Raw genomic sequence first — 13,010 nt, 5'->3', positions numbered from 1 at the left:
GAGTAATCAAATAAATGTATCAATCTTACTATGGACTAAGTGCCAAGCCATTTCAATTAAAGCCTGACCCACAGTTCTTTTTTGGCAGCAGAGGTCACAAGCGTGCCATGGCCTACCTGGAATATGGCCTGTCTCAAGGGGAAGGCTTCATCGTCATCACCGGTGACGTCGGCGCAGGCAAAACTACCTTGGTACGTAGCCTTTTTTGTAAACTTGAATCGGAAAAAATTCAAGCAGCACAAATCGTCAACACCAACCTTGATGCGGATGACACATTAAAAATGGTAGTCGCAGCGTTCGGAATTCCCAACGAAAACGACTCCAAAGCCTCCCTGCTGACCAGACTTGAGCAGTTTCTTCGACAGTGTGATCAAAAAGGAAAACGCGCACTACTTATAGTGGATGAAGCACAGAATCTTTCTCCCCACGCAGTGGAAGAATTAAGGATGCTGTCCAATTTTCAAACTGCTGAAAAATCATTGCTGCAAATCTTCCTGCTAGGACAGCCTGAATTCAGGAGAACCCTTCTTAGTCGCGACATGCAACAATTGCAGCAGAGGGTAATTGCGACCTACCACTTGGGACCATTAGACGCCCTGGAAACAAAAGACTACATCGAGCATCGGCTGCATACCGTTGGCTGGAAAGGAGATCCTTCCTTGAGCGAAGATGCTTTCTTTGAAATCTACAATTTTACTGGAGGCATCCCGCGCAAAATAAATGCACTTTGTGATCGCCTTTTTCTAATGGGTTATCTCGAAGAGCGTCACAATTTCGGAAGCTCTGATGTAAATGAAGTCATAGGTGATATTCAACAGGAGCTTACTCTCCCCTTATCGGAAACCGCAGTACGTAATTCATCCGACACCCCGCAAATCTGGCAGAAAGAGGATGCTCAGAAGAATTTAGAAAATATGGACGAAAGGCTTTTCAAGATGGAAAACTCAGTCATCTCCGTTCTGGATCTGCTTAAACGGATTCTTTCTCGCTCCAATTCAAACATCAATAACCTTACAAAGTAATTAACCACATCAAGATTATGATTATTCAATAAGGAGCGAATTCATTTTAATGTGCAACTTTTGTAAAATTGTTTGAGATACAAATTTCAAATGAGGTTGAGATAAATAAATCAACTCGCACGAGATAAGGCAGTAGAGGGTCAAGGTGAATGGAATCCAATGCAGGCCCAGGAATTCCAGGATAAACAATTTTGGTATGTGTCGTCTTCCTGCGTTTCACGCAGGAAGATTGGGATAGCATGTAAATGCTGATTCAGCTGAACATAATCCCAAATCAACGACATGTGGCAGCCGCATTTGTAATTCCAGAGCCACATACGATATGCGGGTCGCACGAGCGTCGAGACATAATCACTATTCGAGTCAACAGCGTGCTGCGGCCTCACAAATCATGTTAAAAACCAATATGATAAATAACAGTTAATGCAAATCATTAAACCACCTGCCCCTGCACCTTATAGCATTCTATGTGTCGTAGGCGCGCGCCCTAATTTCATGAAAATGGCTCCTATCATGGCGGCCTTTGCCGCTCTTGGCCCAGAACTCGATGTATCCCTGGTTCACACCGGTCAACATTATGACGTAGCCATGAACCATCAATATTTCGAAGCACTCGGCATACCGCAGCCCGATATTAATCTAGAGGTTGGCTCTGGTAGCCACACAGCACAAACCGCTAATGTGATGCTCCGTTTCGAATCAGTTCTGAACACAAAGCATCCTTCTGCAGTGCTGGTAGTCGGTGATGTGAATTCCACTCTAGCCTGTGCGCTTGTGGCAGTAAAAAAAGGAGTTCCCGTAATTCACGTTGAGGCCGGTCTGCGCAGTTTCGACCGCGCTATGCCGGAAGAAATCAACCGGGTTTTGACCGACCAGATATCTGAACTCCTTTTCATTACTGAGCGCAGTGGTTGTGAAAACCTGTTGCGGGAGGGAATAGCCGAATATCGCATTCGATTTGTCGGCAATGTCATGATCGACACCTTGCATCACAACCTGGAAAAAGCAATCCCGGTATCTAAAATCCTGCAGAATGCCGGCAGGCAAGAGTTTCTCGTTGGCCATGACGGATATGCCATCCTCACCGCACACCGGCCTTCCAATGTGGATGATCCCAATACTTTGCGCTCATTGCTTGAAACAATCCTCAAAATCAGTGCCAGATTGCCAATTATTTTTCCGATGCATCCGCGCACTCGTGACATGATCCAAAAATTTGGATTGAACAACATGCTGGATGTCCCTACAGTATTGCAACTGCCTCCAATGGGTTATCTGGAAATGCTGGGACTCATGAAGGATGCACGAGTTGTATTGACCGACTCAGGCGGTATCCAGGAAGAAACCACGGCCCTTGGCATACCCTGCATTACGCTCAGAAACAATACAGAAAGGCCGATCACAGTGGATGAGGGAACTAACACTATCGCCGGACTTGATTCAGCAAAGATACTAACGATATTTGACGAAATCATGCTTTCCGGCGGGAAAGCAGGCAGAATCCCTGAATTTTGGGATGGGCAGGCCTCAACACGCATTGCAGCGGAAATTCTAGATTGGCTGAAAAATGGTTTGCAAAGCAAATAATTATTAAAGCCTCTACAAATACAAAGTGAGCCAAAATAAAAAAGCCTAACAAAGCCTGCGAGTATGCATTATCTAGATTGACTACCAGCAAAGATTTCGCAGCAACTCGTATGGCGACAATGTAAGCACGACTTTTTTTCCGCAATGCACTTAGTTTAAAATGAAGCGGTTTTAGCAAGCAATCTGCGCAACAAATGTTATCAAATACGGGTTTTACCGGGAAAAATCTGATGACCACAACGCTAATACGTAACGCGATGACTATCGACGTGGAAGATTACTTCCAAGTCTCGGCCTTCGCCTCCACCATCCCGCGCGAGCAATGGGAAAGTCTGCCGTGCCGGGTAGAACGCAATATTGATATCGCACTAGCTTTGCTGAATGAAGGTAAGGCGCACGCAACTTTTTTCACTTTAGGCTGGATCGCTGAGCGTTATCCTGGCATCGTGCGCCGCATCGTAGACAATGGACATGAGCTTGCCAGTCACGGTTATGGCCACCAGCGCGTTAGCGAGCTGAGCCGCAATGAATTCAACGAGGATATCTCTCGCGCCAAAAAAACATTAGAAGACCTCTCAGGTAGCCCAGTAATTGGCTATCGTGCCCCGAGCTTTTCCATCGGTGCTGACAACCTATGGGCGCTTGATTTACTGCAGGAAGCTGGCTATCAATATAGTTCCAGCATTTATCCGATTCGACACGACCATTACGGCATGCCTGATGCACCTCGCTTTGCCCACTACCCGCGCGGCAAGGACGGCATGCTGGAACTCCCCCCCACCACTGCTATATTATTGGGCCGAAACTTGCCAGCGGCAGGCGGAGGCTATTTCAGACTGCTGCCCTATCAAGCATCGCGCTGGCTTATACGCCGTGTCAACCGGCAGGACGGCAAACCCTGCATTTTTTATTTTCACCCTTGGGAGCTTGATCCAGACCAACCGCGTCAATTTAGCATCTCGGCGAAAACACGCTTTCGCCATTACGTTAATCTGAAACGTATGGAATCCCGCATACAATCGTTGTTGCGGGATTTTCACTGGGACCGCATGGACCGCATATTCATGAAAGCAGACGCGTGAAGGGCTTTTCAGCGGTCGCACCCGCACTGCAGGTACGCGTGATGACATCAAATGATGCAGCACGCTGGGACGAATTCGTTTACGCCTGTCCTGCCGCCACATTTTTTCATCGAGCTGGCTGGAAAGAAGTAATAGAACGCGCCTTTGGGCACCACACCTACTTCATGCTAGCTGAAGAAAACGGGACCATCCAGGGCATTCTACCTCTGGCAGAGATAAACAGCAGATTGTTTGGACATTCATTATCCTCACTACCGTTTTGCGTTTACGGCGGTATCATTGCAAATACAGAGTCCGCGCGGAAAGCACTGGATGATGCGGCTCAGATGCTGGCTGCGAAACTATCCGTGGACTTCCTGGAGTATCGCAACATTATGCCCTTCCACACTGAATGGCCAAGCAAGAATCTCTATGTCTCTTTTCGCAAGATTATCGAACCGGACGTGGAAGCCAACATGCTCGCCATCCCCCGCAAACAGCGGGCGATGGTTAGAAAGGGCATTAAAAACGGTCTCGCTAGCGAGATCGACGATGGCGTGGAACGGTTTTTTTCCGTTTTCGCGGACAATGTGCACCGCCATGGCACTCCCGCATTGCCCAAACGCTATTTCGTGCTACTTAAAGAAATATTCGGCAGCGACTGCGAAGTACTGTCCGTAGTTAAAGACGGGCTTATCTTAAGCAGCGTGCTGAGCTTTTATTTCCGCGATGAAGTATTACCCTACTACGCGGGTGACACCGTGGAGGCTCGCGATTTTGCGGCAAATGATTTTAAATACTGGGAACTGATGCGGCGCGCTTGCGAGCGCGGCATTAAGATATTCGACTATGGCCGCAGCAAGCGCGGCACCGGCCCGTTCGATTTCAAGAAAAATTGGGGGTTCGAGCCGCAGCCGCTGCATTACGAATATCAATTGCTCCGGGCGAAAACCGTGCCTGACACCAATCCATTGAATCCAAAATACCAGTTGTTCATCAAAATTTGGCAAAAACTACCCCTGCCAGTAGCTAACTGGCTCGGACCGCACATCGTAAAAAACTTGGGATAAGGCCAATGGATCATTTGCTTTATCTTACCCACCGCATCCCCTACCCGCCCAACAAGGGTGACAAAATACGTTCATACCATTTGCTAAAATACTTGGCGCAACACTACCATGTTCATCTCGGCACCTTTATCGATGATCCAGACGACTGGCAATACATAAATACAGTAAGGCAATTGTGCAAAGAAACCCATTTCGCATCTTTAAATCCCCGCACGGCGCGCCTGCGTAGCTTGGGCGCACTGGCTATGAATCGTCCTCTTACCTTAGATTATTACCGCAATAACGAATTACAGGAGTGGGTACGAAAGGTAATAAAGGCGCAGACAATAAAACGCGTTCTAATATTTTCTTCCGCCATGGCACAATATGTAACAGGCATCCAACAAGCGCGTTGTATCATCGATTTCGTCGACATAGACTCAGACAAATGGCGCCAATACGCAATAAGAAAGCCATGGCCCATGAGTTGGCTATATCAACGCGAAGGCCAATTGCTGCTTCGCTACGAGCGACAAGTGGCATGCACGTATGATGCATCGCTGTTCGTTTCGAAAGCTGAGGCCGATCTTTTTAAACAACTGGCACCGGAGAGTGCTGCAAAAATTGGATTCTTCAATAATGGTGTAGATAGTGACTATTTTTCACCCAGCCGAGAATATCCTGATCCGTACCAGACAAACATGGCAGCCATTGTATTTACCGGCGCCATGGACTATTGGCCGAATGTGGACGCCGTGCGCTGGTTTGCCCAGGAAATCTTTCCCACTGTACTTGCTAAACATCCCCATGCACGCTTTTATATCGTGGGATCTCGTCCAACCGCAGCCGTGCAGGAACTGGCGCAGCTGCCTGGAGTTCTGGTAACAGGCGCAGTAGCTGATGTCAGACCCTATCTCGCCCATGCCAAACTAGCGGTGGCGCCCTTACGCATCGCCAGAGGCTTACAAAACAAAGTCCTGGAAGCTATGTCCATGGCCAAAACTGTTATTGCATCTCCCCAAGCAGCAGAAGGCATTTTGGCGACATCAGGTAAAGAACTGCATATTGCCAGCAACAGCCAGGAGTTTAGCCGCATTATTATATCGATGCTCGCAAGTAAAGCCGAAGAACGCTCTGGCGAAACCGCACGCGCCCGGATTCTGGCTGATTATGATTGGGAACGCAGCCTTGCGCATGTCAAAACATTACTTTCTGAAGCTCCGATAACTGCGTCTGAATTCTGCAAACCAGACAAAAATACTTGGATAACACAAGAAACCCCACACTTGACCGCTTTCAAGGATGAGCAACGATGACTGGCACAACACCCGAAGCGTTAACTCCGTCCAGCATTGACAGCCAAACCTGGCAGCCAGTATTGCAATGGCGCTTCATGGCTATCCTCACACTTGCGGCCATTGCCACAATTCTCGTAATTTATCAGCAAACCGTATTATCCACCGTCGCTATCTGGCTGCGATCCGAGACCTTTACCCACGGTTTTTTTATTTTTCCGATTAGTGCCTATCTCATATGGATGAAGCGCAAATCGCTTGCTGAGATAGCCCCATGCCCGGATTACCGCGGCTTGTTGGCCATGGCAGGGCTAGGCCTTGGCTGGCTGCTTGCCGATGCCGGAAGTGTGCTGGTTGTCGCTCAGTTTTGTTTGGTAGCAATGATCCCGGTGGCGGTCTGGACTATGCTGGGGCTGCGGGTAGCCCGCGCGATTACTTTCCCCCTCGGATTCCTGTTTTTTGCCGTTCCTTTTGGGGAATTTCTGATCCCCCCGCTGATGGATTTCACTGCCGATTTTGTAGTGACCGCACTGCAAATAACAGGTATTCCGGTTTACCGCGAAGGAACATTTTTCACAATACCCAGTGGCCAGTGGTCCGTCGTAGAAGGTTGTAGCGGTTTGCGCTACCTGATCGCATCTTTCACTCTGGGCACCTTATATGGCTATCTCACCTATCGCAGTAATAAACGCAGGCTCATTTTTGCAGCACTGTCATTGATCGTCCCCATTTTTGCCAATGGAATGCGCGCTTATATGATCGTGATGATCGCCCACTTAAGCAATATGCAACTGGCATTGGGAGTTGATCATTACATCTACGGCTGGGTCTTTTTCGGAATCGTTATGACGTTGCTATTCTGGATCGGCGCTTTCTGGCGGGAAGATCAACCAGATCGCCAACGGCAAGAAAACAGGATTGCTGTCAATACGGCTCGCGGAACGATCACGCGCCGAGGATTTGCCATGGCGGGCGTTATCACCATTCTGGTTGCAGCCTTGTGGCCTGCCTATGCGGCTTATTTGGACAGCCGTCCAATCAAAACCGATGAGCTAATGATTAAACTGCCTGAGTCAAATCAAGGCTGGAATTTACAAGCTACGCCACTTACGGATTGGCAGCCACACTACGTTGGCACCAATGCACAAGCCATGCACACTTATCGCAAGGAAAATAAGATCATCAGCGTGTACCTCGGTTATTACCGGACTCAGCGCCAAGATGCGGAATTAATTAATTCCCAAAACTACATGATCCAGCAAAAACATCCAGTATGGAGCAATGTGGGCGAAGGGCAGCGCAAAATTTCTCTCCGTGGCAAAGATGAAACAATCCACCAAACATTATTGCGTGCCCCCAATAACCGATTATTGATCTGGAGTTGGAATAGCTTGGGAGGTACCTATACTACCAACCCGTATCTGGCAAAGTTGCTTTTGGCAAAGGCCAGGCTATTTGGGCAGCGTGACGATGGTGCAGTGATCATCATTACAGCCCCCTATGAAGGTACGCCGGAATCAGCGGCATCGTCACTGCAATCTTTTGCCAACGATATGCTGCCGGCAATCGATGCCAGCCTTAATGAAGTAGCAGAGCACGGAACACATGCACACTAATAGTCCACCGCTGATTGTGCATGTCATTCATCATTTTGGCGTGGGCGGCATGGAAAATGGCATCGTGAATTTGATCAACCATATGCCCCCAGAACGCTATCGCCACGCCATCGTATGCTTGACCGGATACAGCGAGTTTCATAAGCGCTTGAATCAACCTGTCGAATTGGTAGCACTAAACAAGCGCGCCGGCAATGATATAGGCCTGTATGGCCGATTGTTTCGTGAGCTGCGGCGGCTCAAGCCTGCCATTGTGCATACACGCAACCTCGCGGCCTTGGAAGGGCAAGTTGTCGCCGCTGCCGCTGGCATCAGCAACAGAGTGCATGGCGAACATGGGCGTGACATGTTCGACTTGCAGGGCAAAAATCGTAAATACAATTTGCTGAGGCAAGCAATCCGGCCGCTGGTAAAGCATTACATTCCAGTGAGTAAAGATTTGGAACGCTGGTTAATCGATACCGTGCGTGTAAATCCGGCAATCGCTACCCAAATTTACAACGGTGTCGATAGTGTAAAATTCACACCGTTCACTGCACCAAGAATTAACTTCGGCCCGCCGGGATTTTGCCCGCCGGATGGATTTGTGATCGGCGCCGTGGGACGCATGGCGGAGGTAAAGGACTATCCAAATTTGGTGCGTGCTTTTCTGCGCATGCTCGAACTTAAACCCGAGATCCGTGCTCGCGCGCGGCTGGTAATTCTGGGCGAAGGTGTGGCGCGCATGGACTGCCTGGCCTTGCTCAAGCAATCTAATGTCGACCATCTCGCCTGGCTGCCGGGCAACCGTGACGACATAGCAGATTTGATGCGCCAATTCGACGTATTCTGCTTATCCTCGTTGGGCGAAGGCGTATCCAACACTATTCTGGAAGCGATGGCATGCGGTTTGCCGGTAGTTGCAACCGCCGTCGGCGGCAACAGCGAACTGGTGGACGCGGGTATCACTGGCACATTGGTACCGTCTGCCGACCCGAAAGCGATGGCACATGCCTTGCTAATGTATTATCAAGATCGTACTCGCACCCATACGCATGGTGCGGCGGGACGGGCAAAAATTGAGGCGCATTTTTCAATGTCGGCCATGGTACGTGGATACCTAGGCGTATATGACACAGTGCTGGGTGATTTATTATCTGGCTGATTTAAAATAGAGACAGCTAACATCATAAAAATGAAAATAAAATCATGTGTGGCATAGCCGGTATATTTGATACGCAAGCCAAGCGCCCCATTGACCAGGCGCTACTTGCGCGCATGAATCAGACTCAGCATCATCGCGGCCCAGACGAGAGTGGCTTGCACGCGGAACCAGGGATAGCAATGGCGCACAAGCGGCTCTCGATCATAGACCTCTCCTCCGGTCATCAGCCCCTGTTCAACGAAGACGGCAGCGTGGTGGTGGTGTTTAACGGCGAAATTTACAACTTCGTCGATTTGATCCCCGAACTGCAAGCACTAGGCCATACCTTCCGCACCCGCTGCGATACTGAAGTCATCGTGCATGCCTGGGAGCAATGGGGCGAAGCCTGCGTCGAACGCTTCCGCGGCATGTTCGCGTTCGGGTTATGGGACCGCAATAAAGAGACGTTTTTTCTGGCACGCGATCGCCTCGGTGTGAAGCCGCTCTACTATGCACTGCTCGACGACGGTCAACTTATCTTCGGTTCCGAGCTCAAGGTATTGACCGCCCATCCAGCGTTGCGGCGTGACATTGATCCGCGCGCGATTGAAGAGTATTTCGCCTACGGCTATGTTCCCGAACCGCGCACAATTTACCAACAAGCTTTAAAGCTATCGCCCGCGCATACCCTCACCGTGAAGCGCGGCCAGCCAATTCCGCAGCCGCGAGAATATTGGGACGTACCATTCCAGCCCCTTGCTCCGATGACGCAAGGCGAAGCGCAAGAAGAACTCATATCCCTGTTACGCGAATCTGTGAAAATCCGCTTGGTCTCAGAGGTACCGCTGGGGGCTTTCCTCTCCGGTGGCGTAGATTCCAGCGCCGTGGTGGCAATGATGGCCGAATTGTCCACCGAACCGGTGAACACCTGTTCTATCTCATTCGGCGATCCGGCATTCAATGAATCCGAATACGCAGCAAAAGTCGCAACACGCTACCACACTAATCATCGAGTGGAACAAGTTGATGCCGATGATTTCGATCTCATCGATAAATTAGCTGCGCTCTACGATGAACCTTACGCAGACAGCTCCGCCATCCCCACGTACCGCGTGTGCCAACTGGCGCGAAAAAACGTCACTGTCGCGCTTTCCGGTGACGGTGGCGACGAGAACTTCGCAGGCTACCGACGTTATCGCTGGCATCTGAACGAAGAACGCATGCGCAGCTTCATTCCATCTGCTGTGCGTCGCCCCTTATTCGGCTTGCTGGGCAAGCTCTATCCAAAAGCAGATTGGGCACCTAAAATTTTTCGTGCAAAATCTACACTTGAAGGCATGGCGCGCGATTCGGTAGAAGGTTATTTTCATAGCATTTCGCTCTTGAGCGATGCAATGCGTGCGCGCCTCTTCAGCCCTGAATTTAGCCAAGAACTGGGAGGCTATCGCGCAGTGGAAGTGATGTACCGGCACGATGCACGCTCACCTGCACAGGAACCCTTGGCACGAGTGCAATACCTCGACATCAAGACCTATCTCGTGGGCGACATTCTCACCAAGGTCGATCGTGCCAGCATGGCGCACGCGCTCGAAGTACGCGAACCTCTGCTTGACCACAAATTGGTGGAATGGGCCTCACGCTTACCCGCATCGCTCAAGCTTCAGGGTGGGGAAGGCAAGTATATATTCAAGAAAGCAATGGAGTCTCACCTGCCAGATGAAATTTTATACCGCAAAAAAATGGGTTTCGCGGTGCCGCTTGCAAGCTGGTTCCGCGGCCCCCTGAAAGAAAAAGTCCGACAGGCAGTGCTGGGCCCAACGCTGGCAGCCACTGGTTACTTTAATGCAGATTACCTCTGCGAAATGGTTGACCATCATCAAGCCGGGCTGCGCGATTACAGCACACCATTGTGGACACTGTTGATGTTCGAGGCATTTCTTCGAAACATGCAGCAAAGCAGCTTCAATTACCCAGCATGAAAAACAAGCAGCGCAAAATAGTGTACTTCTAATTTAAATCCACGGATAAAAGATTAAATGAAAGTATTGATTACCGGCGCAGCCGGATTTATCGGCATGCATGTTGCCAAACGTTTACTGGAGCATGGCGACGAAGTGGTTGGCGTCGACAATCTAAGTGATTACTACGATGTACAGCTAAAAGAAGATCGCCTGAAGCAACTGGTGTCATACCCTGGTTTTCGTTTCATAAAAATGGATATAGCCGACCGCGGAGGCATGGAAGCATTATTTACGTTCGAAAAATTCGAACGAGTTGTTAATTTGGCCGCCCAGCCAGGTGTGCGTTATTCCTTAAAAAACCCACATGCTTACATAAACAGCAATATCGTGGGTTTTTTGAATGTGCTTGAAGGCTGCCGCCATAGCAAAGTAGAACATTTAGTGTATGCCAGCAGTTCGAGCGTATACGGCTCACACACCAAAATGCCGTTTTCAGAACACGACAATGTAGACCACCCGGTTAGCCTTTACGCTGCAACAAAAAAATCGAATGAACTGATGGCACACTCTTACAGTCACTTGTATGATCTGCCAACCACTGGACTACGTTTCTTTACAGTCTATGGCCCATGGGGCAGGCCGGATATGTCCCCCTCTTTGTTTGCAAGCGCAATTCTTGAAGGCCGGTCAATTGATGTATTTAATCACGGAAAAATGCAACGCGATTTTACTTACATCGACGATATAGTCGAGGGCATCGTGCGCGTATTAGACAAACCTGCCAAGGCTAACTCATCATTTGATCGAGCCAGCCCTGATCCGGCTAGCAGCGATGTTCCTTATTGCCTGTATAACATCGGCAATCATCAGCCAGTGGAATTAATGGTGTTCATTGAAACGCTCGAAAATGCGCTCGGCAAGAAAGCGATTAAAAATATGTTACCAATGCAGGCTGGGGATGTACTTGCGACTTATGCGGATACAAGTGATCTGCGTAAAATGGTCGGCTTTGCTCCTGGCACTCCGCTCAATGAAGGAGTAATCAAGTTTGCCGATTGGTTCCAAATGCATCATGCAAAAATGTTTTTACAGAGCCCATAAATTTGGCTCATATTTTTCCCGCTTAAGTTGGTTTGATTAATAATTCATAACTTGCATGCTACCTTGCAGTGCATCTATTTAAGGAATTTGTAATGAAAAAGGTTTTGATCCTTGGCGTAAACGGCTTCATCGGGCACCACTTGTCCAACCGCATTCTTGCTACGACTGATTGGGATGTGTACGGTATGGATATGAACGCTGACCGTATCACCGATCTGCTCGATCAGCCACGCTTTCACTTTTTTGAAGGTGACATCACCATCAACAAAGAATGGATGGAATATCATGTAAAGAAGTGCGACGTGATTTTGCCGTTGGTGGCAATTGCTACGCCCTCCACTTATGTCAAGGAACCACTGCGAGTATTTGAGCTGGATTTCGAAGCTAATCTGCCCATCGTGCGCGCAGCCGTTAAGTACAAGAAGCACCTAATATTTCCTTCTACTTCTGAAGTATATGGCATGTGTCACGATGAGGAATTTGACCCCGAAAATTCTGAGCTTATTTGCGGCCCGATCAATAAACCACGGTGGATTTATTCCTGCGCCAAGCAATTGATGGATCGAGTGATCTGGGGCTATGGAATGGAACAGGGGTTGAACTTTACACTCTTCCGTCCATTCAACTGGATCGGCTCTGGACTGGACTCCATCCACACGCCGAAAGAAGGAAGCTCGCGCGTGCTGACACAATTCTTCGGCCACATCGTGCGCGGCGAAAATATAAGTCTGGTAGACGGTGGGCAGCAGAAACGCGCATTCACTTATATCGACGATGGTATAGCCGCACTGATGAAGATCATTGCAAACAAGGATGGTATCGCTTCCGGCAAGATTTACAACATCGGCAACCCGGTCAATAACTATTCTATCCGCGACTTGGCTACCATGATGCTGAAACTGGCCGAGGAATACCCTGAGTACCGCAATTCTGCGAGCAAGGTGCAACTGGTAACAACCACTGCGGCAATCTATTACGGCAATGGCTACCAAGACGTCCAAAACCGTGTTCCCAAGATCACCAACACCTGCGAGGAACTGGGATGGGAGCCAGTCATTTCGATGGCCGATGCTTTGCGCAAAATTTTTGATGCTTACCGCGGACAAATTAATGACGCACGCAACCTGATGGAATGATATACAAGGTGCTGAAATTAGGAATCTGGATAGGTACTCTTCAAAAAAACGGTACGCTA

10 protein-coding genes are annotated in these 13,010 nt (G+C 49.1%); all 10 read left to right on the top strand.

The features are described from left to right. The first annotated feature begins 14 nt into the window (after window positions 1–14). The 10 genes from MJ768_RS06115 (at window position 15) to MJ768_RS06070 (ending at window position 12,951) form a co-directional block, all read left to right on the top strand. On the top strand, window positions 15–1,022 hold the full coding sequence (locus MJ768_RS06115; protein WP_239288972.1) for an XrtA/PEP-CTERM system-associated ATPase: 1,008 nt from the start codon (window positions 15–17) through the stop codon (window positions 1,020–1,022). Window positions 1,023–1,445: 423 nt separating this feature from the next. Further along, entirely contained in the window at window positions 1,446–2,609 is a 1,164-nt protein-coding gene (gene wecB, locus MJ768_RS06110; RefSeq protein ID WP_256449830.1) for a non-hydrolyzing UDP-N-acetylglucosamine 2-epimerase, read from the top strand. A 230-nt stretch (window positions 2,610–2,839) separates the two neighbouring features. Then, the gene (locus MJ768_RS06105) at window positions 2,840–3,691 is read left to right on the top strand and encodes an XrtA system polysaccharide deacetylase (protein ID WP_239288968.1); all 852 of its coding nucleotides are present in this window, start codon (window positions 2,840–2,842) and stop codon (window positions 3,689–3,691) included. 41 nt (window positions 3,692–3,732) lie between these two features. Further along, the gene (locus tag MJ768_RS06100; RefSeq protein ID WP_239289107.1) at window positions 3,733–4,740 is read left to right on the top strand and encodes a FemAB family XrtA/PEP-CTERM system-associated protein; all 1,008 of its coding nucleotides are present in this window, start codon (window positions 3,733–3,735) and stop codon (window positions 4,738–4,740) included. 5 nt (window positions 4,741–4,745) lie between these two features. Beyond that, window positions 4,746–6,035: a TIGR03087 family PEP-CTERM/XrtA system glycosyltransferase gene (locus MJ768_RS06095; protein ID WP_239288966.1), complete on the top strand. Its 1,290-nt coding sequence runs from the start codon at window positions 4,746–4,748 to the stop codon at window positions 6,033–6,035. Then, window positions 6,032–7,630 (top strand): exosortase A, encoded by a 1,599-nt coding sequence (gene xrtA, locus MJ768_RS06090; protein WP_239288964.1) that lies wholly within the window; start codon window positions 6,032–6,034, stop codon window positions 7,628–7,630. The genes MJ768_RS06095 and xrtA overlap by 4 nt, the downstream gene beginning before the upstream one ends. After that, window positions 7,620–8,774 (top strand): TIGR03088 family PEP-CTERM/XrtA system glycosyltransferase, encoded by a 1,155-nt coding sequence (locus MJ768_RS06085; RefSeq protein WP_239288960.1) that lies wholly within the window; start codon window positions 7,620–7,622, stop codon window positions 8,772–8,774. Before xrtA ends, MJ768_RS06085 begins: the two co-directional genes overlap by 11 nt. A gap of 44 nt (window positions 8,775–8,818) precedes the next feature. Continuing rightward, window positions 8,819–10,732, top strand: a complete 1,914-nt coding sequence (locus tag MJ768_RS06080) for an XrtA/PEP-CTERM system amidotransferase (RefSeq protein ID WP_239288958.1) — start codon at window positions 8,819–8,821, stop codon at window positions 10,730–10,732. Window positions 10,733–10,789: 57 nt separating this feature from the next. After that, window positions 10,790–11,815, top strand: a complete 1,026-nt coding sequence (locus MJ768_RS06075) for an NAD-dependent epimerase (protein ID WP_239288956.1) — start codon at window positions 10,790–10,792, stop codon at window positions 11,813–11,815. Between the two features lie 92 nt (window positions 11,816–11,907). Continuing rightward, window positions 11,908–12,951 carry a bifunctional UDP-4-keto-pentose/UDP-xylose synthase gene (locus tag MJ768_RS06070; protein ID WP_239288954.1) on the top strand — a complete coding sequence of 348 codons (1,044 nt, stop codon included), beginning with the start codon at window positions 11,908–11,910 and terminating at the stop codon, window positions 12,949–12,951. Window positions 12,952–13,010: the final 59 nt, after the last annotated feature.

Source organism: Candidatus Nitrotoga sp. 1052 (assembly GCF_927312905.1).
GTDB lineage: Bacteria > Pseudomonadota > Gammaproteobacteria > Burkholderiales > Gallionellaceae > Nitrotoga.
This window is presented reverse-complemented; position numbering and strand designations above follow the sequence as displayed.

Excerpts from the sequence above, each read along its gene's own strand:
- MJ768_RS06105 (WP_239288968.1), top strand. The coding sequence starts at position 2,840 with ATGACCACAACGCTAATACGTAACGCGATGACTATCGACGTGGAAGAT.
- MJ768_RS06095 (WP_239288966.1), top strand. The coding sequence starts at position 4,746 with ATGGATCATTTGCTTTATCTTACCCACCGCATCCCCTACCCGCCCAAC.
- MJ768_RS06070 (WP_239288954.1), top strand. The coding sequence starts at position 11,908 with ATGAAAAAGGTTTTGATCCTTGGCGTAAACGGCTTCATCGGGCACCAC.
- MJ768_RS06085 (WP_239288960.1), top strand. The coding sequence starts at position 7,620 with ATGCACACTAATAGTCCACCGCTGATTGTGCATGTCATTCATCATTTT.
- wecB (WP_256449830.1), top strand. The coding sequence starts at position 1,446 with ATGCAAATCATTAAACCACCTGCCCCTGCACCTTATAGCATTCTATGT.
- MJ768_RS06115 (WP_239288972.1), top strand. The coding sequence starts at position 15 with ATGTATCAATCTTACTATGGACTAAGTGCCAAGCCATTTCAATTAAAG.
- MJ768_RS06075 (WP_239288956.1), top strand. The coding sequence starts at position 10,790 with ATGAAAGTATTGATTACCGGCGCAGCCGGATTTATCGGCATGCATGTT.
- MJ768_RS06080 (WP_239288958.1), top strand. The coding sequence starts at position 8,819 with ATGTGTGGCATAGCCGGTATATTTGATACGCAAGCCAAGCGCCCCATT.
- MJ768_RS06100 (WP_239289107.1), top strand. The coding sequence starts at position 3,733 with ATGACATCAAATGATGCAGCACGCTGGGACGAATTCGTTTACGCCTGT.
- xrtA (WP_239288964.1), top strand. The coding sequence starts at position 6,032 with ATGACTGGCACAACACCCGAAGCGTTAACTCCGTCCAGCATTGACAGC.